The sequence below is a fragment of the Halarchaeum sp. P4 genome, from assembly GCF_051195175.1.
Lineage (GTDB): Archaea > Halobacteriota > Halobacteria > Halobacteriales > Halobacteriaceae > Halarchaeum.
Window position 1 is genome coordinate 1 of the sequence record NZ_JBNTKC010000006.1, and the last position, 17,920, is coordinate 17,920.

Sequence of the window (17,920 nt, forward strand, 5' to 3'; positions counted from 1 at the left end):
GACTACGTCACGTCGTTCGCATCTATTCAGAAGACGGGGGTACAGAAAAGGCCGTCGAACCTCCACCCCCTTCGTGACGGCGTGGCGTAGCACGGCAGCGTCGGGTTACCGGAGGTCGGGAAGTGCGTCGAACCACGCAGCAACGGGTTCGTTTGGCGCGCTGACGCGCCGGATGTCGGGGTCGACACCGAGACGGGTGACGACCGAGACGGCGGCGTGTCCGGACTGGCGCTCGAACACCCACGCGTAGGTGGCCGTCTGGAGGGCGTAGCGGGCACGCGTCTCAGCGTCGCTCGGGGCGAGCGCGAGCTTGAGGTCGTCGACGTGCCACTGACCCGTCGAGTCGCGGGAGACGACGTCGGCGACGTTCTGCGTTTCGATTGCGAAACCGTCGACGTGAACGACGGCGTCCAGCGGCTCTTCGACGTACACGGGGTCGCTCTCCCGGAGGCGTGCCCACGTCTCGGTGGCGGCGAACTGGGGGCAAACGGTCTCGGTCACGAACGCGCGGAGTTCGTCGCGTGCGGCGTCGGGAACGTCGTCGAGTGCGGCATTAAGCCGGCTGGCGAGGGGGCCGCGACATGCTCGGAGTGTCTCGGTGTCGACACCCTGCGAGACGGCGGTGGTGAGGACGTCGTGCGCGACCGTTCCGACGGCATCGGGGCCGTAGCCGTCGAAGGAGAGCGGGAGCCTGTCGGCGGGCGACTCCCGCTCGGTGTGGAGGGCGTTCCCTTGGAGGTGGTCGAGGAGGAACGTGTCGGGGTGGGTGGCGAGCGGATAGAGCGTGCTGGCGTTGACGTAACGCGGCGTCCAGCCGGTCGCGGCGTCGTCGGGTCGCGTCGCTGCGTGTGGGGTGGTCACGGGGTCGCTCGTCGCGACGCGGTCGACGAACGAGACGTGGTTGACGTCGATATCGACACCCCGCCCGGCACAGTCGTGGGTTCGCGTACCCCGGGAGAGGTCGGTGAGGTCGAGCCCCTCGAGAAGGGCGTCCATCCAGTAGTCTCGGGGACGGCGGCGTTCGGGTGGGCGCTCGCGGGGGAGCGAGAACACGAGGTGGTCGCGCGCACGCGTGGCGGCGACGTAGAGGAGTCGCCAGCGTTCGGCGCGGTGGTCGCCGGCGGCAGCACGGAGCGCGGGCGGCCCGGCGAGTCGGCCCATATCGACCCACCGCTCGCTTGCCCAGCGGAGGCCGGCGTCGCGGCGGTCGCCGTCGCCGGTGTCGTGTTCGGGGTGAGAGTAGACGCCACCGTCGAACCCGTGGATGGACGGGGCACCCGTATCGACGTCGGCGGGTGGGGCGAGTGCGAGGTGGTCGCCGCGGGCGAGGAAGACGTCGCGGTGGGGGCCGTGGAAGCCGAGGTCGGTACCGAGGTCGGCGAGGACGACGACATCGTCCTCGGCTCCTTTCATCTGGTAGATGGTACGGAAGACGACGTCGTGGGCATCGGAGTCGGGGACGGGGACAGTCGGGCCATCGGTAGGGGTGTCGGCGTAGCGCCCGAGGAGGTCGGCGAGTTCGGGGGGCGAGTAGCGGTCGTCGCCCTCCCAGTCCGCGACGTGCTCGAGGAGCGCGTCGAGCGCGGCGACGCGCCGGCCTGGGGCGTCATCAGCAGTCTGGTCGAGCGGGTCGGCGGCGAGCGAGAGGCGTTCGACGATGTCTTCGACGACGAGCGCACCGGAGTCGCTCGCGTGGCGCGCGCGTCGCGTGGCGAGGGCAGCGAGTCCCGCGAGAACCGTCGCGACACCGTCGTCTTCGACGTCGCCATCGGCTGCGGCACGAACGTCCCAGTCGAGGTCGGCGAGGGACTCGGCGAGCACTGTCGGGACGGCGTCGACGTCGAGGGTGCGGGCGGTGTGGTCGGGGTCGAAGGGGTCGGCGAGCCAGCGGAGGACGGCGACGACGAGGCGGACGAGCGGGTGGGCGAAGAGGTGTTGGCTAGCGTTGGCGACGGAGACGCCGCGCCGTTCGAGCGCGTCGGCGAAGGTGTCCATGTGCGTTCGCCGGTGGAAGAGGACGGTGATACCGGGCGAGTCCGCCGAGTCGTCGGTTTCGAAGGTGCCGTCGGTGAGCGCGCCGGCGAGGTAGGTGGCGAGGTGGTCCGCTTCGTCGGCGGCCCAGTCTGACGTGCCGGGGCGACCGTTCGCGCCGTACGCGGCGACGTGGACGCTCGGGTCGTCGAGTGGGTCGCGCTCGGGGACGAGCGGCGGGTAGTCGAGCGTGAGCGCGCCGGCGTTGCCGCGCTCGGGGTCGGTGAGGACGTCGGCGAAGACGGCATCGACGGCGGCGGCGACGTCCGGGCGGGCGCGATAGGTCCGGTCCGCGCGCTCGCGGACGTGCGTCTCCCAGTCGACGCCGAAGTAGTCGCCGTCGTCGAAGGCGCGTTCGAAGAGTTCGGGGTGGGCGTTGCGCCACGTGTAGATGGACTGCTTGACGTCGCCGACGAGGAGGACGCGGGTGTCCGAGTCGACGAACGGCGCGAGCGCGTCGTGCTGGACGACGGCGACGTCCTGCGCTTCGTCGATGACGAGCGTCCGGAGGCGGGCGGCGTAGTGTGCGCGTCGGCTCTCGCGGTAGTCGCTCGCGTAGGCGTCGTCCCGGAAGTAGGTGGCGACCCAGTGGGCGGCGTCGAGGTGGGAGACGACGCCGCGCTCGCGTGTCAGCGCGTCGTAGCGCGCCTCGAACGCGCCGAGGAGCGTACAGAAGTCGGCGACGGCCTCGCGCCACGCGTCGTGGCACGCCCGGTCGGCAGCGAGGAACGCCGCTTCGTCGGCTTCGTCGAACGCTGCAGCAGTCTGCTCGGCCGTTCCGTCGTCGACGAACGCCGCGATATCCCGGACGACGGCGGCGAAGTCGGCGGGCGCGCCCTGCGGATAGGCGTCATCAATTGCCGCCGCGAGACGCGTCTCGAACGCGTCGACGGTGAGGCGGCGTTCGCGGACGGCACGGAGGGCGGCGACGAGCAGGTCGTCGAGGCCGTCCGTGTACTCGCCACCGGGGTAGGCGGTGTCGAGGCGTCGGACGCGCGCGGCGTGCTCGGGGTCGTCGCGGAGCGCCGCGAGGCAGTCCTCCCGGACAGTTGCGAGGAGAGCGTCGTTCCCGACGGACGGCACCTCCGCGAAGCCGACTTCGGTTGCGACGTCGGCGAAGACGGTCCGGAGGACGCTGTCGATGGTGCCGAGGGTGTCGCTCCGGCGGAGGCGTCGCGCGAGCGTGCGGGCCTCCATGGGCGTGACGTCCACGGGCGCGTCGTCTCGGTCGGCGAGGGCGTGCAGCGCGTTCTCGACGCCGGGTTGGATGGCGGCGGCGTCGTCGCGCGCGAAGGAGGTGACGCAGAGTCGGCGCTCGGGGGCGCGCTCGCCGTCGTGGTGTGCGCGGACGAGCGTTTCGGCGGCGATGCGCTCGGCGACGGTGGACTTGCCCGCGCCGGGGTTGCAGTCGAGGACGAACAGCCCTGCGTCGTGCGCGAAGAAGGCCTCGCGGATGTCGCGCTGCGCGGCCCGTAGCTCGGGGACATCTGTGTCGGCGGCGTCCGTGGCGTGGGCGGGGTCGGTACCGCGGTCGGGATCGCTCATTCCGCCACCTCCGGTGTCGCATGCTCTCCGACGACGCGGTCGAGCGCGTCGGGGAGTCGCCGGTCGGCTGCGAGCAGGGCCTCAATGCCGCCGCGCGAGACGACGGGCGCGTCGGCGCCGAAGTCGTCGAGGAGCGGCGAGCGGTGGTAGGTGACGCCGTCGGCGTCCTCGGTGAAGCGCGTGAAGACGATGCCCTCGGTGGCGGCGCGGCAGGCGTCGGCGAAGTGGTCGGCGTCGCGTTCCTCCGTCCACGCACCCCGGACGCCGAGACTCGCGGCGGGGCCGTCGCCGGCGACGATGTTGTCCCGCGTCGCCGCCGGGAGCGCGCCGTCGGGGCGTTCGGGCCATTCGCCGTCGACGAGGCCGAGCGCGACGACGTATCGGTACTCGCGGAGCCACGTGTCGTTCGCGTCGAGGACGTCGATGCGCTCGGCGTTGTCGTGTTCGCGTCGGCCCGGCCGGGTGGTGGCGACGGCGTCGACGATGTCGTGAACGGTTGCCCAGCCGTCGGTGACGTGGCCTCTGTCGCGCCAGTCGGCGTACTTCCCGCGGGCCTGCCCGAGGAGTTTCCGCGAGCGGGTGAGTGCGCGTGCGGTCTGTGACGTCTCGGCGAGGTCGGGCGTGTCATCCTCGAAGCGCACTGGAAGGACGACGTCCTCGTAGGCCTCGAGGAGCGGGCGGAGTGACGCCGCAACCGTCCGGGGACGTGGGGTCGTCGGCTGGTCGCGCACCCACCGAATTAGCCGCCGGACGCCGGCTGCGGTCGGCCCCGGGACGTCGGCGAGGTGCTCGACCCAGTCGGCGAGCGGGCGGGCGACGCCGTCGTCGACGTCCCGCCGGACCGCGGCGACCTCGCGGTGCGCGAGCGGCCAGACGCTCCCGGAATCGGCGCCCGGGGGCACCCACTCGTAGTCGAACGGCGCGAACAGCGTGTCGGCCGCGACGCGCCCGCCGTCCGAGTCGGCGTGTGCCGCGAGGAGGTCGAGGCAGGCGACGAGCAGGCGATAGGGGAGCGTGTCGTGGAGCGCGAGCTGGGTCCAGACGGAGAGGTGGCGGCCGTACTCACGGGCGGCACGGGTGAGCGGGCGCTCGTAGCGGTCGACGTCGCGGGTGACGAGCGCCACGTCGCGGACGGGGGCGCCTCGGTCGAGGAGCGCGTCGACGGTGGCGAGCGCGGCGCGCGCTTCCTCGCGGCGGGTGGTCGCGACGAGTTCGGCGGCGGGGACGGCCAGCCCGGGTCGCTCGGGCGGCCCGTCAGCCATCGTCACGTCGACGGCTCCGGCACCGACGGCCCGGAGGCGACCGGGGAGTCTGTCGGCGATGCGGGGGCCGGTCCGGGCGCGCAGGAAGAGGTGGACGTCGACGTCGGTGTACGCGGCGACGTGCGCGAGGAAGTCGAGGAGCGCGGTGCCGAGGGTGCTCACGCCCGCGATGGCGAGGCGCTCGATGGTCGGGAAGGCCCCCGTCCACGCGGTCCCGTCACTGTCGGCGAGCGCGTCACATGCCGCCCGGAACGCGTCGACGCCGGAGACGTCCCCTTCGACACGCGTCGCGAGCGCGTCCTCGACGGCGCGCACCCCGTCGAGCAGGGCAGCCGTTTCTCGTCTCGCGTGCGCGGGGAGCGCGTCGGCCACCGAGTCGAGGGCGTCGCGGCGTGCGGGGTGGTCGCCGGCGACGACGTCGAGTTCCTCGCGGACGGCCTCGACGGTCTCGGCGTGCGCCGCGAGGTCGGACCCGAGGGCGCGATGGAGGGCGTCGGCCCCGTCGGGCGGGTCGCCGAGCACGTCGCCGAGGAGGCGCAGGCGGTCGGCACGGTCGAGGACGCGGCGTTCGCCGTCGCCCGCGACGCGCGCCGCGACGCTCGCGGGGTCGGTGAGAGTGAGACTACTCCGTGGCCGGCCGGCCGTGGCGAGCGCGTGCTTGAGGTTGCGCCGGTGGAGGCGCTCGGGCGTGAGCACGAGGTCGCGCGGCGTCGTGCTCCGGGTCGCCCATTCGGTGAGCGTCCCCTCGGCGCAGACGTGGACGGTCAGCGCGAGGGGGCGCCCGTCGAGGCCGTCGGGTCGTGTGTGGCGGCGCACGGTCGAACGACCGCGTAGTTGGCACGAGAGCGAGATAAATGGTCGCGATTCGACGCGTTTCGCCCAGACCGCCTCAGGAGGCGGGACAGCCGAGGTCGTACTGGGTCTCCGGGTCGGTGACGTTCGACGGGACCGTGACCGAGACCGGCGCGCCGTAGTCCCGGTAGTGCGTCGTGAGCGTCGCGGTGGCGGTCGTCTCGCCGCGCGAGAGGCGCAGGCGGAGTTCGAACTTCACCGGCCGGTCGGTCTCGGGGTCGAGCCAGAGGCGCACCGTCGCGTTCTCGAACCCGCCGCTTTGCAGGTCGACGCTGTCGGTCTGCCGGTTCTCGACGAACGACGTGAGAGTGGCGGCGCTCGGCGACGCGGTGACGAGCACGGTCCGGTTGCCGTCGAGCGTGCGGTTCCCCTGCCAGTAGACGTTCGTCCGGTCGAGGAGCGCGAGCTGACGGTGGAGCGGCGCGACGGTCGCCCACCGGCCGGTCTCGGAGACGTTCTCGACGGCGTAGCCGTGCCACGGCGGCGCGCACTCCTGGTAGGCGTGCTCGCTGGTGACGTAGGAGTGGAGGGTGTTGCCCTCGGCGTGGACGACGGCGTGCATCAGTCGCTCGCGGACGTCGACGCTCCCGTTGCCGTCGACGCGCACGCTCCGCGTCCGGTCGGCGTTCGAGGCGGTGACGTGCATCGCGAGGTCGAAGCGGTACGTCTCGACGTCGGCGACGCTCGCGTTCGCGGTCTCGACAGCGTCGACGGCGCGCTCGTCGCTCGGCGGCGGGCCGTCGGCGAAGACGCCACAGCCGGCGAGCGGGACGAGGAGGGCGAGCAGGCACGCGACGAGGACCAATCGACGCATGGCAGACGCGTCCCTTTGCCGACACAAATAGCTGTCCCGTTCCGGTCTCAGTCGCCCGTCCGGTCGGCTACCTCGTGGAGTGGGTTCGCGACGGTGCCGTGCTCGCTCGCGTGCGGTCGGCCGGGCGCGTCGTCGTAACCGTAGTCGAGGAGGCGGTTCCGGTTGAGCGCGAGCTTCGTGAACTCGGGCTGAAGGAGGTCGAAGCGGTCGAACCGGTCCTCAAGTTCGGGATGGTCGCGCTGGTAGGCGAGCACCGTCTCGCGCGCGTGCGTCCAGAAGTCTTCCTCGGCGTAGTCCTCGTGGCGTTCGAGGACGTCGGCGACGTACCGGAGGACGCAGACGAAGAGCCCGGAGAAGATGAACTGGCAGAGCCCCTCGGGGTCCTCCTTGCGGAGGACGGCGTCGACGTCGTCGGGGAGCCGCTCGAGTTCGGGGAGCGGGCGGTTGCTGACGTTCACGTCGTCCGCGAAGTCCTTGACGGCGAGGCGGGTGGGGACGCCGTCCTCGACGACGAGGATAGTGTTCTGGCCGTGCGGGGAGAACACCGTGCCGTAGCGGTAGAGGAAGTGGAGGAGCGGCGGGAGGACGGTGTCGAAGAACTCCACAAGCCACTCATCGACGGTGAGACCGGACTGCTCGACGAGCCGCGAGAGGTAGGGCGCCCCCTCGCTGTCGACGTGCATGAGCGCGGAGAGCGTGACGGCCTCCTCGCCGTCCTCGAGGAAGGTGTAGATGGACTCGCGCCACACGGCGCCGAGGAGTTCGTGGTACTGGTAGGGCGAACCCTCGATGGCGGTGAAGTCGTCGTGGTCGTAGTTCACGCCCGCGATCTCCCCGGGGAGGATCAGGTCCTGCGCCTGGAGGAAGTCGTCGCGCTCGTAGATTCCCTTCACGTACTCGGTGACGGTCGGTGCGATTTCGGTGCGGTCGCCGGGGAGGCCGCGCCAGACGAGCGTGTTGAGGATGCGCATCGGCACCTTCACGTGGTGTTTCTCCTCGTGGTCGACGTTGACGAACGTCCGCACGGACTGCTGCGGGAGGTACTCGTCAGGGCCCTCGCCGAGCGGGACGACGTCGTCGCGCGCGATGTCGCCGCCGAAGAGCGGGACGATGCTGTGCTCCCACTGCCAGTCGTGGACGGGGAGGAAGTAGTAGGCGTCCGGGTCGAGGCCGCGCTCGGCGAGGCGGTCGCGGAACACCCCGTAGTGGTCGCCGAGTTCGGCCTGCACGAGGGCGTCGTGGCTCACGCCGTCGGTGGCGACGAACGACGCCTCCTCCTTGCGGACGGCGACCCACGAGAGTGTGACGCGCTCGCCGCGCTCGGGCGCGTAGTCGCGGTAGTCGTCGTACCCCCAGCCGAGCCGGCCCTTGTTGTAGGTAATCCACGGGTGGCCGGTCATCTCGCCCTCGAGTTCGGCGTAGTCGAGGGCGGTCGGGTCGAAGTCGTCGCGTGCGCGCCGTTTCGCCTCGATGTGGGCGTCCGCGAGCAGGGTGCGTTCGTACTCGCGCACGAGGTTGCCGGCGGTGAGCGCGTCGAGGTCGATGCTCGCCTCGAGGTCGCGCAGGAGGCGAATCGGGTCGGTCGTGACCGCCCACTCGCCGCGCTCGCCGCCGCCCTCGCGGCGCTCGATGCTCTCGCCATCGATGGAGTAGCTGTCGAGGAAGCGTTCGGCGGCGTCGAAGCGGTAGTCGGCCGTGTCGAGTGAGACGCGATACGTCGCGTATTCGCCGTCGGTCGCCGTCTCGCCGTCGACCACCCGCTCGGGGTCGAGTATCTCCTCGTAGCTGAACTCCTCGAGCATCTTCGTGAGGAGGCGGCGCTCGACGGTGCGGCGGACGTCGGGGGACAGTGCAGTCTCGCGGAGTGTGTCGTCGGGGTTCATCAGTCGTGGGTCGGGGTCGCGGCGGTCGTCTCGGCTTCCTCGCGGGAAGCGCCCGGTGCGTGCTCGACGAAGCGCTCGACGGAGAAGTCCTGGAAGACGGTGTCGGCGTCCTCCGGGTAGGCCTCGCGGCCGACGAGGCGGTTGACGAACGTCGTGTTCCGGTAGGTGCCGAGGCCGAGGTCGGGCGCGCCGACGCCGTGCGTGTGGAGGTCGGCGTTCTGCAGGAAGACGTCGCCCGGCAGGTCGACGGCAAGGCGGTGGTCGGCGGTCACCTCGAAGCGCCCGCGCTCGTCCCGGCGAATGGCGTCCTCCAGCGGATCGAGGAACGCCGGCGTGGGGCGCTCGTAGCCCGTGCCGAGGATGACGACCTCGCTCTCGTGGACGAAGGACTCCTCGGCCTGCCACTGGTGGCAGTCGAGCGCGTAAGCGTCGCCGACGGCGGCGATATCCCGGACCTCGGTCATCGCGAAGAGGCCGACGTCCGGGTCGGTCCCGCCGATGGAGCGCCGGTAGAGCAGGTCGTAGATGTCCGCGCTCGTCCCCGGGTCGACGCCCTTGTAGAGGAGGTCTTGGTTCGCGACGAGGTCGTCCGTCGTCTCCTGTGGCAGGTCGTAGACGTACTGGGTGTACTCGGGCGTGAAGTGCTGGAGGCCGAGTTTCGAGTACTCCATCGGGAAGAACCCCTCCGAGCGGGTGAGCCAGTCGAGCCGGTAGTCGTGCTCGGGTTGGCGCTCCAGCAGGTCCTCGACCACCTCGGCGGCGCTCTGCCCCGACCCGACCACCGTCACGGAGTCCGCATCGAGGACGCGCTCGCGGTTGTGCCGGTAGCGCGCGGTGTGGAAGACGTCCGCCTCGGGGTGCCCGCGGAGGTGCTCGGGGACGTGGGGCCGCGAGCCGATGCCGAGCGCGAGGTTCTCGCCCCGATAGGTGTGTGTCTCGCCCGTCTCGGTGTCCTCGGCGGTGACAACGTAGTGGCCGGCGTCTGGGTCGTCCGCACCGTCCGCGTCGCCGTCCGCCCACCGGACGTCCACGACTTCGCGGCGGAACGCGGGCGTGTCGAGGCGCTCGACGACCCAGCGGAGGTAGTCGTTGTACTCGCGGCGCGGAATCTGGAACGTCTCGTAGAAGTAGAACTCGTAGACACGTCCGGTCTCGCGGAGGTAGTTGAGGTAGCTGTGCTCGCTCGTCGGGTCGGCGAGCGTCACGAGGTCCGCGAGGAACGGCACTTCGAGCGTCGTGCCCTCGAGGAGCATCCCCTCGTGCCAGTTGAACTCCGGCTCGCGTTCGAGGAAGACCGCATCGACGTCCTCCTCGACGCCGTCGAGGAGCGCGGCGAGCCCGAGGTTGAACGGCCCGAGCCCGACGCCGACGACGTCCCGAACGTCGCCCTCAGTCATCGCTCGACACCTCCGTGGCGGCAGCTGTCGCGTCCGCGCGCCCGGCCTCGAAGTCCGCGCGCTCACAGACCATGAGGCGGGCGTCCTTCTCGGCCTCGGGGAAGTGGAAGGTCCCCTCGTCGCGGAAGCCGGCCTGCTCGAAGACGCGAATCGCGGCGTCGTTGCGCGCGTCCGGTTCCGCGACGACGCGGTCGGTCTCGGGGTGGCGGAACTGCATCGCGGTGACGGCGCGTAGCAACGGCACGGCGTACCCGCGCCCGAGGTACTCGGTGGGGCCGATGAGGAGGTGAATCCCCCTGTCGGCGGGGTCGGCGTCGTAGTGTGCGGCGACGTCGTCCGCGGCGGCCCAGTAGCACTCCCAGTAGCTCATCGGGACGTGGTCGAGGCAGCCGATGTAGGGCGTGAGGTGGTCGTCCTCGAGTTTCTCGCGCAGGCGCTCGCGGAATTCGGGGAGCGGCAGGTCGAGTTGCCAGTAGGGCTTGACGTGCTCGCTCCCGAGCCAGCGGTGCAGTCGGCCCAAGTCGCGGGCTTCGCTGGCCGGCCGGAGCGCGACGTGGCGCTCGATGCTGCGGTCGTCGGTCTGGTAGGCGTAGTCGTCGTAGACGGTGGATGCTGGGTCAGTCATCGCTCGAGTTCGGTGACGATGGGGTTTTTCACGTCGGCGTAGACGGACTGGTTCTCCAGGTCGTTCTCCAGCTCGTCGAGGCCGTGGAAGCGCGTCAGGAGGTTCGCCTTGCAGGGGACCGTCGCGTCCTCCAGCAGCGGGTCGAGGAAGTCGGAGGACGGCCGGTCGTAGCGCTCGCGGGCGCGTTCGAGTTCGTCCCGGAGCACGCCCAGTAGGCGGGTCTCGTCGGCGACGCCCGCGTAGCCGAGGGCGTTCACGACGTCGAGGGCGTTGTTCAGAATCACGTAGTAGCGCAGGCGCTCGTCGGCGAGCGCGTCCGCGCAAATCGTGTCCGCGCGCTCGCCGACGCCCGGGAGGTAGTCGGCGACCCGCTCGTACTGCGATTCGGGGAAGTAGAAGCCCTGGTTGTCGCGGTAGTGGAACGCCGCGGGATAGCCCGCGTCGTCGAGCGTGACGACGGAGTTCTGCTGGTGGGCCTCGAGGCCGACGCCCTGCACGAGATAGAGCCAGAGGACTGGGCGGACGCCGACTTCGAGGTAGCGGCGGAACCACTCGGCGCTCACGGCATCGGTGCTCCGGCCCTCGCGCTCGGCGATGGCGGCGACGATGCGCCCGAGCCGCGAGCGGCCGCGAATCGCGTCCTGGCAGAGCGACGCGACTGGTGTGGCGTTCTCGGTGGCGCCGCCGCGGAAGGGGTTGGCGCGCAGGACGGTTTCGAGGCCGGACTCGGCCCCGGGGCCGGCGTCGAGCGCGAGATACGCGGGGTCGCGCACGACGTCGAAGCGCGGGAATTCGGCGGCGAGTTCGTCGCCGAAGCCCGTGTCGAGGAGGTCGGCGACCGCGACGCCGCGCTCCAACTCGGGGCGCTTGTTCGTCCGCACCGAGTTCGTGATTTGGACGTTCAACGAGGACTTCACCATGAACGGCGCGGCCTCGCTGTAGAGCGTGCGCACGGACGTCGTCGGGTGGAACTCGCGGCCGGCCGCGCCGAGATACCGGAGGCCGTCGCCGAGCAACTCCCGGACGTACTCCTGCGAGCGGAGGTAGTCGGCCTGCCACGGGTGGACGGGGAGGAGGACGTCGTCGCTCTCGACGTGCTCGGCGACGAACCCCTCCGAGACCGAGTCATCGCATCGGAGGGCGTCCTTCACCCAGTCGGCGGCGCTCCGCTCGAGCGCGGAGTCCTGCGTGACGAGCGCGGGGTCGGCGCGGAAGTAGTGGAGCGCGAACGACCCGCGGTGTTCGGGCGCGTACGCCTCGCGGTCGTGCGCGGCGATGCCCTGCCTGCTCTTCGGCGTCGGGTGGCGGTGGTGGCCGAAGACGAGCGCCTGCTCGGCGTCGCGGAAGGGGAGCGTCTCCGCGTAGAGGCGCTCCGCGTCGTCGGCGCGCGCCGCGACGAACTCCCGGGTGTTCTGCTGGCTGGTGAGGACGCGCCGGAGCAACGCCGTGGGGACGGCCGTGTCCGCCTCGTCGGCGAGGTCCGTGAGGACGAGCGTCGCGAGCGTCGCGGGGTCGGCCTCGTGGACGCCACCAGCAGGAAGGCGATACCGGACCGGCGTCTCGAAGCGGTGGCGTTCGGTGGGCGAGCGGTAGTCGAGCGGCGCGAGGAGCGCGACGTCCTGCGCGGGGAGCGTGACGGTCAGGAGGCCGTCGTCGCCCGGCTCGACCCCGGAGACTGCCGTCTCCCGTACCTCGTAGTCGCCGCGCTCGCGGAGGTAGCAGTTGAGGAAGGCGTGGACGGTGGCGTCCGCGGCGCGGCGGTCCGGGTCGACGGCATCGGCGTCGGCACTCGCGTCGCCACGCTCGGCGTCCGCGCCGGTTTCGGTGCCATTGGGTGTGCTCATGGCGACACCTCCCGCGCGGCGTCGACGTCCGCGGCGACGTCGCGGATGGCGTCCAGCGTCGCGGCGACGTCATCAAGCGTCGTCGTCGGGTTCAGCAGGGTGAGTTTCAGACTCGTCACGCCCTCGACGTCGGTGCGCGCAACGACGGCGCGGCCGTCCTCGAGGAGCGCCTCGCGGACGGCGGCGTTCAGGTCACTCACAGCCTCCGCATCGAGCCCCTTCCGGGGTCGATACCGGAAGACGACGGTGTTGAGCGATGGGGGCGCGACGAGTTCGAAGTCCTCGGCCGAGTCGAGGAGCGTCGCGGTACGGTTCGCCACCTCGAGCGTGGACTCGACGAGCGCGCCGAAGCGCTCGCGGCCGACGGCGCGGAAGGCGAGGTAGGGTTTGAGCGCGTCGAAGCGCCGCGTCGTCTGCGTGGACTTCGCGACGAGGTTCGGGACGCCGCGCTCCTCGTGGGCTTCCGGGTTGAGGTAGGCGGCGTTGCGCGCCATCCACCGGAAGTCGGCGCCGTCGCCGAGGAGGAGCGCACCGCAGCTGATCGGCTGGTAGAAGAGCTTGTGGAAGTCGACGGCGAGCGAGTCCGCGCGCTCGATGCCCACGAGGCGCTCGGCCTCGTCGGTGAGCGCGAGCGCCCCGCCGTAGGCGGCGTCGACGTGGAACCACGCGTCGTGGGCGGCGGCGACGTCCGCGAGGTCGGCGAGCGGGTCGATGGCGCCGAAGTCCGTCGTCCCCGCCGTCCCGACGACGGCGAACACCTCCTTTCCCGCGTCGGCGAGTCGGTCGAGCGTCGCCTCGAGTGCGGCCGGGTCGATACGGTGCTCAGCGTCGGTCTCGACGCCGACGACGGCGTCCTCACCGAGGCCGAGGAAGTGGGCGGCCTGCCGGGACGTGAAGTGTGCCTCCTCGGAGACGACGACGCGCAGGTCGCCCGCTTCTGCGGGGAGGCCGTCGCGCTGGACGTCGTGGTCGTACTGCTCGCCGAGGGAGCGGTCCCGGGCGAGCAGGAGCGCCTGAAAGTTCGACTGGGTGCCGCCGCTGGTGAAGACGCCGTCCGCCGCGTCCCCGAGGTCGAACAGGTCCGCGAGCGCGTCGACGACGCGTTCTTCGAGGACGGTGGCGGCGGGCGCCTGGTCGAAGGAGTCGAGCGACTGGTTCGTCGCGGCGATCAGCGCCTCGGCGGCGAGGCCGGGCACCATCGGCGGACACTGGAGGTGGGCGGCGGTCCGCGGGTGGGAGGTGTCGACGGAGTGCGCGAGCACGTCGCGGGTGACGTCCTCGATGGCGGCGGGGAGGCCGACGCCCTCCTCGGGAAGGACGGGCACGTCGAGCGTCGCGGCGAGGTCGTCGGGGGTCGCGCCCGAGTAGGGGTCGTCGCCGCGCGCGTCGAGGACGGCGTCGACGACCTGGGCCATCGCGCTCCGGTAGGCTTGCGGCCCGAGGTCGGCCTCGAGGAAGAGGCGCTCGGTGCTCACGGCGACGCCTCCACGGTGAGCGAGTCGTCAGTCTGGACGACGTCACGGACGGCCTCGGCGAAGATTCGGCCGATGTCGTCCACCTGTTCGCGCGTGACGACGAGCGGCGGGAGGAAGCGCGCGGTCGCGCTCTCGCGGCCGCCGAGTTCGAGGACGAGCCCGCGCTCGAAGCAGGCCTCCTGGACGGCGGCGGCGAGGTCGCCGTCGGGGGCGTGTGGCCCGGCGCCCGACCACGGCGCGTCGGGGTCGACGAACTCGACGCCGAGCATGAGGCCGCGCCCGCGGACGTCGCCGACGGCGTCGAGGTGCGCGACGCTCTCGAGGTGCTTGCGGAGGCGCGCGCCCATCTCGGCGGCGTGCGCAGGCAGGTCGTGTTTGCGGACGTAGTCGATGGTGGCTTCGCCGGCGGCCATCGCGAGTTGATTGCCCCTGAACGTGCCGGCGTGTGCGCCGGGCCCCCACTCGTCGAGCGACTCGTCGTAGACGACGACGGAGAGCGGGAGTCCGCCACCAAAAGCCTTCGAGAGCACGAGGACGTCCGGGACGATGCCGGCGTGCTCGAAGGCGTACGTCTCGCCGGTGCGTCCGAGGCCGGTCTGGACCTCGTCGAGAATCAGCGGGACGTCGTGTTCGCGGGTGATGCGGCGCATCTCGCGGAGCCACGCGTCGGGGGCGGGAATCGCGCCGCCCTCGCCCTGCACGGGTTCGAGAATCATCCCGGCGGGGTCAGTGATGCCGCTCTTGGGGTCGGCGAGGAGGTTCTCGACGTAGGTGCTGGCGAGGCGATGGCCGTCCTCGCCCTCGACGCCGAACGGCTGGCGGTAGTCGTCGGGGTAGGGGAGGTGGTGGACGTCGGCGAGGACGCCGGGGACGTCCTTCGTCTCGGCGTCGCCGAGCAGGGAGAGCGCGCCGGCGGTCATCCCGTGGTAGGCACCCTGGAAGCCGAGAATCGAGCCGTTCCCGGTGGCGGACTTGACGAGTTTGAGCGCGGCTTCGACGGCGTCGGTGCCGGCGGGGCTGCAGAACTGGACTTTCGCGGTCTCGGCGAACTCGTCGGGGAGGCTCGCCATGAGTTCGTCGACAAAGCGCTCCTTGGCGGGCGCGGTGATGTCGAGGGTATGAATCGCCCGGTCGTTCTCGAGGACGCGCTCCATCGCCTCGGTGACGACGGGGTGGTTGTGGCCGAGCGCGAGCGTGCCCGCGCCGGCGAGGCAGTCGTAGTACTGCTCGCCGTCCATGTCGGTGACGGTGACGCCGCGGGCTTCCGCGATGGCGAGTGGGAGGTGGCGCGGGTAGGTGCGCGCGTTCGACTCCCGTTCGGCCTGCTGGGCGAGCATCACGTCGTTGCTCGCGTCGCGGTAGCTCACGCGGACACCCCCGTTCGATGTGTTCGCGCCGACTGTAGCGGGTTCTGCGGTCGTGGTCGGACTCGCTCGTGCGGCATACATCGGTTTAGGCCAACCTAAAACACGTAAAGCTGTCGGATTTTAGGCCAGCCTAAATCGAGTGACGTATCGACGAGATTGAGTTCGCGAGCCGAAGGGAGTCGGCGGACGGCCGGCCATCCCGGTGAGCACGGCCTTCTTTGCGGACGTGCCGAGAACTGTCGGGGCACGCAGACCGTGCGCCCAACTACGCCCCGAGAGACAGGGCCGGCAGCGCCGCGGCGGCCGCGCGCGACGGCGGCCCCTGCGACGGCGGTCACGTGTCGTCGAGCGCCGCGGGCGCAGTCGAGGAGGCCGCGATGGGCGTAATCGAGCGCGTCGAGGCCGCCCTCCGCTCGCGGGACCGCGTGGTCGTCGCGTGGAGCCTCGTCGTCGCGGCGAGCGCGCTCGCCACCCTGCTCTTCGACTACCGCCAGCTCTGGTGGGGGTCGGTTATCCTCTACTTCACGTTCAGCGTCGACCTCATCAAGGAGTACTCCGAGTTCTCCCACTACGGCCGGGACGTCGAGACGGTGACGATTCTCGGGAGCACCGTCGCCATCCTCTACCTCCACGCGTTCCTCCTGCGCGTCGTCGACGCCGTCGCGGTGCGACTCGGCGCCGCCCAAGTGCTCGCCATCGCCGGCCTCACCGCTCGCGCGTACGCCGTTCTCCGCAACGACGGCGCGGTGACGGCCGCCGTCGAGCGCCCCGACCCGGTGAGCCACCCCTTCATGACCGTCGGCGCGCTCGTCACCTTCCTGCTCGGCCAGACCGAGTGGCCGCTCGTCGGCGTCCTCGGCGTGCGAGTCTCCGAGGCGGGCGCGGAACTCGCGTTCTTCCTGTTCGTCTCGCTCGGCGCGACGGCGGGCCTCCTCGTCCACCTCGCCCACAGGCCCTCAGGGCGGAAACGAGCTGACTGAACGACACTCAGGCCGTCCGAACGCCCGGGGCCGCTGTCCGGGGAGCCAATGTGGCAGACGGCGGCGATGCGCACGCCACCCGCCAGCAGGTTCCGCCGCCATCACCGCCGACGCCTGAGCACGCGCGGCAGGCGCTCCCACTCGATGGCGAGGACCGGGCCGTCGCGGCGGCGCTCGGCGTGGACGAGACTGACGAGGAAGTAGACGCCGACCGTGACGGCGCCGACGATGTGGGTGTCGGCCGGGTCGGCGGCGTCGAGGAGCGGGTGGAACCAGAAGACGTTCCCGACGGCGGAGTGGCCGACCTCGCGGAAGGCCCGACCCGCGACGGGCGCGACGTGCCAAAAGTCGGGGAGCATCGCCCAGATGCCGCTCCCGACGGCGACGGTGAAGCCGTAGCGCGTCCGCACCGGGAGGTAGGCGAGGAGGAGCGTCGCGCAGAGCGCGCCGAACGCGAAGTGCGTGATGGCGAGGCTCACGGCGCGACACCCGCCGGCGGCCGCGGCGTCCCGTGCATACTCACCCCGTCGGCGGCGACCCGAATAGGTGTGGCGGCGCTATCGCTCGACGAGCGTGACGTCCGTGAACTCGACGCGCGCACCGCCGTCGTCGGCGTCGCCGAGTCGCATCGCCCACCCGTGTTCGTTCGCGATGGTGCCGGCGATGGAGAGGCCGTACCGTCCGGGCGCCGACGTCGCCGCGCCCTCCGGCTGCAGGATGTCCGACGGAAAGCCGGGGCCGTCGTCCGCGACGTAGAACCCCTCGCCGTCGTCGAGAATCCCGACGCGCACTGTCACGTCGGGGCCGCCGTGCTCGATGCAGTTCCGGAAGAGGTGTTCGGCGAGTTGCCGGAAACGGGCGCTCCGGGCGCGGACGAACCACGCGCCGTCGGGGAGGACGAGCGTCGCGTCGTCGGTGTCGACGACGGTCCACGCGGCGCGCAGTTCCTCGGCGAGCCGGAGCGTCTCGACGGTGTCGGCCTCCGCGTGCCCGCGCGTCCGGACGAGCGTGTCCTCGATGATGCGGTCGATGTGGGTGAGCGCGTCCTCGACGGCGCGCACGTCCTCGGCGGCGTCCTCGTCCACGACGTCGCGGACGTTCCGAAGGTGCGACTGGGCGGCGTCGAGCGGCGCGCGCAGGTCGTGTGAGAGGACGTCGGCGAACTCCTCGAGTTCGGCGGTCTGCTCGCGGAGTTCGCGCTCGCGGCGTTTGCGCTCGCTGATGTCGGTGAAGATGCCCGTGAAGAGACGTTCGCCGCGGTACTCGTGCTCGCGCAGGCTCACGGAGACGGGCACCCGATGGCCGTCCTTGTGGAGCGCGGGCAGCTCGACGCCGTCCCAGTCGAAGTGCTTCTCGCCGGTCTCGACGTACTGTTCGAGGCCCTCAACGTGCGCCGACCGCAGGTGCTCGGGGATGATCTTCATCTTCGAGCTGCCGACGAGTTCCTCGGGGGCGTAGCCGAGAATGTCCTCGACGGCGGGGTTGGCGAAGACGATGACACTGTCCGTGTCGATGGTGAGGAGTCCTTCGGAGGTGTTCTCGAGGAGTTCGCGGAGGAACGTTGCGTCCTCCTCGAGCGCCTCCCCCTCACCTAAGAACTCCCTGTAGAACCCCATTCAGCGGAGGAACGTACTGCCCGTTGTTAACAGTTAGTGGGTTCGATCGGACCTGTCAGTCCCCGTACCGACCTCGCTCGCGACGCCCCACACCGCCGTGTCCGCCGTTCTCGGCGGCCGTACGCCTCCAGAGCGCTCTATATCTCTCACCCCGCGGCAGTATATATCTATTCTCCACTAGTAGGATATTATATAGGTTTAGGATGGAGACTGACAGCGCATCTGACAC

12 protein-coding genes are annotated in these 17,920 nt (G+C 71.1%); 1 reads left to right on the forward strand and 11 read right to left on the reverse strand.

What is annotated here, in order from left to right:
* Positions 1-105: 105 nt before the first annotated feature.
* From ACQUS8_RS15195 to ACQUS8_RS15235, 9 genes are all read right to left on the reverse strand, one after another.
* Complete coding sequence (locus tag ACQUS8_RS15195) at positions 106-3,576, reverse strand: UvrD-helicase domain-containing protein (protein ID WP_435102636.1); 3,471 nt, start codon at positions 3,574-3,576, stop codon at positions 106-108.
* Positions 3,573-5,654: a hypothetical protein gene (locus ACQUS8_RS15200; protein ID WP_435102638.1), complete on the reverse strand. Its 2,082-nt coding sequence runs from the start codon at positions 5,652-5,654 to the stop codon at positions 3,573-3,575. The genes ACQUS8_RS15195 and ACQUS8_RS15200 overlap by 4 nt, the downstream gene beginning before the upstream one ends.
* Before the next feature lie 73 nt (positions 5,655-5,727).
* Entirely contained in the window at positions 5,728-6,504 is a 777-nt protein-coding gene (locus ACQUS8_RS15205) for a hypothetical protein (protein WP_435102640.1), read from the reverse strand.
* Positions 6,505-6,551: 47 nt separating this feature from the next.
* Positions 6,552-8,387 carry an IucA/IucC family protein gene (locus ACQUS8_RS15210; protein ID WP_435102642.1) on the reverse strand — a complete coding sequence of 612 codons (1,836 nt, stop codon included), beginning with the start codon at positions 8,385-8,387 and terminating at the stop codon, positions 6,552-6,554.
* Positions 8,387-9,784 carry a lysine N(6)-hydroxylase/L-ornithine N(5)-oxygenase family protein gene (locus ACQUS8_RS15215; protein WP_435102644.1) on the reverse strand — a complete coding sequence of 466 codons (1,398 nt, stop codon included), beginning with the start codon at positions 9,782-9,784 and terminating at the stop codon, positions 8,387-8,389. Before ACQUS8_RS15215 ends, ACQUS8_RS15210 begins: the two co-directional genes overlap by 1 nt.
* Positions 9,777-10,409, reverse strand: coding sequence for a GNAT family N-acetyltransferase (locus tag ACQUS8_RS15220; protein ID WP_435102646.1), 633 nt, complete (start codon positions 10,407-10,409; stop codon positions 9,777-9,779). The genes ACQUS8_RS15215 and ACQUS8_RS15220 overlap by 8 nt, the downstream gene beginning before the upstream one ends.
* Positions 10,406-12,253 carry an IucA/IucC family protein gene (locus ACQUS8_RS15225; protein WP_435102648.1) on the reverse strand — a complete coding sequence of 616 codons (1,848 nt, stop codon included), beginning with the start codon at positions 12,251-12,253 and terminating at the stop codon, positions 10,406-10,408. The genes ACQUS8_RS15220 and ACQUS8_RS15225 overlap by 4 nt, the downstream gene beginning before the upstream one ends.
* Positions 12,250-13,728 (reverse strand): pyridoxal phosphate-dependent decarboxylase family protein, encoded by a 1,479-nt coding sequence (locus ACQUS8_RS15230; protein ID WP_435102650.1) that lies wholly within the window; start codon positions 13,726-13,728, stop codon positions 12,250-12,252. Before ACQUS8_RS15230 ends, ACQUS8_RS15225 begins: the two co-directional genes overlap by 4 nt.
* The gene (locus ACQUS8_RS15235) at positions 13,725-15,095 is read right to left on the reverse strand and encodes a diaminobutyrate--2-oxoglutarate transaminase (protein WP_435102652.1); all 1,371 of its coding nucleotides are present in this window, start codon (positions 15,093-15,095) and stop codon (positions 13,725-13,727) included. The genes ACQUS8_RS15230 and ACQUS8_RS15235 overlap by 4 nt, the downstream gene beginning before the upstream one ends.
* Before the next feature lie 338 nt (positions 15,096-15,433).
* On the opposite strand from ACQUS8_RS15235, the gene ACQUS8_RS15240 reads away from it, so the two are divergent.
* The gene (locus ACQUS8_RS15240) at positions 15,434-16,075 is read left to right on the forward strand and encodes a hypothetical protein (RefSeq protein WP_435102654.1); all 642 of its coding nucleotides are present in this window, start codon (positions 15,434-15,436) and stop codon (positions 16,073-16,075) included.
* 101 nt (positions 16,076-16,176) lie between these two features.
* Here ACQUS8_RS15240 and ACQUS8_RS15245 read toward each other — a convergent pair whose 3' ends face one another.
* A complete protein-coding gene (locus tag ACQUS8_RS15245) occupies positions 16,177-16,554 on the reverse strand; it encodes a hypothetical protein (protein WP_435102656.1) in 378 nt (125 codons plus the stop codon).
* Between the two features lie 78 nt (positions 16,555-16,632).
* Positions 16,633-17,691: a sensor histidine kinase gene (locus ACQUS8_RS15250; protein WP_435102658.1), complete on the reverse strand. Its 1,059-nt coding sequence runs from the start codon at positions 17,689-17,691 to the stop codon at positions 16,633-16,635.
* Positions 17,692-17,920 lie beyond the last annotated feature (229 nt).

Bases quoted from the DNA above. Each gene is read 5' to 3' on its own strand.
- ACQUS8_RS15195 (WP_435102636.1), bottom strand. From the start codon at position 3,576: ATGAGCGATCCCGACCGCGGTACCGACCCCGCCCACGCCACGGACGCC.
- ACQUS8_RS15205 (WP_435102640.1), bottom strand. From the start codon at position 6,504: ATGCGTCGATTGGTCCTCGTCGCGTGCCTGCTCGCCCTCCTCGTCCCG.
- ACQUS8_RS15210 (WP_435102642.1), bottom strand. From the start codon at position 8,387: ATGAACCCCGACGACACACTCCGCGAGACTGCACTGTCCCCCGACGTC.
- ACQUS8_RS15215 (WP_435102644.1), bottom strand. From the start codon at position 9,784: ATGACTGAGGGCGACGTTCGGGACGTCGTCGGCGTCGGGCTCGGGCCG.
- ACQUS8_RS15220 (WP_435102646.1), bottom strand. From the start codon at position 10,409: ATGACTGACCCAGCATCCACCGTCTACGACGACTACGCCTACCAGACC.
- ACQUS8_RS15225 (WP_435102648.1), bottom strand. From the start codon at position 12,253: ATGAGCACACCCAATGGCACCGAAACCGGCGCGGACGCCGAGCGTGGC.
- ACQUS8_RS15250 (WP_435102658.1), bottom strand. From the start codon at position 17,691: ATGGGGTTCTACAGGGAGTTCTTAGGTGAGGGGGAGGCGCTCGAGGAG.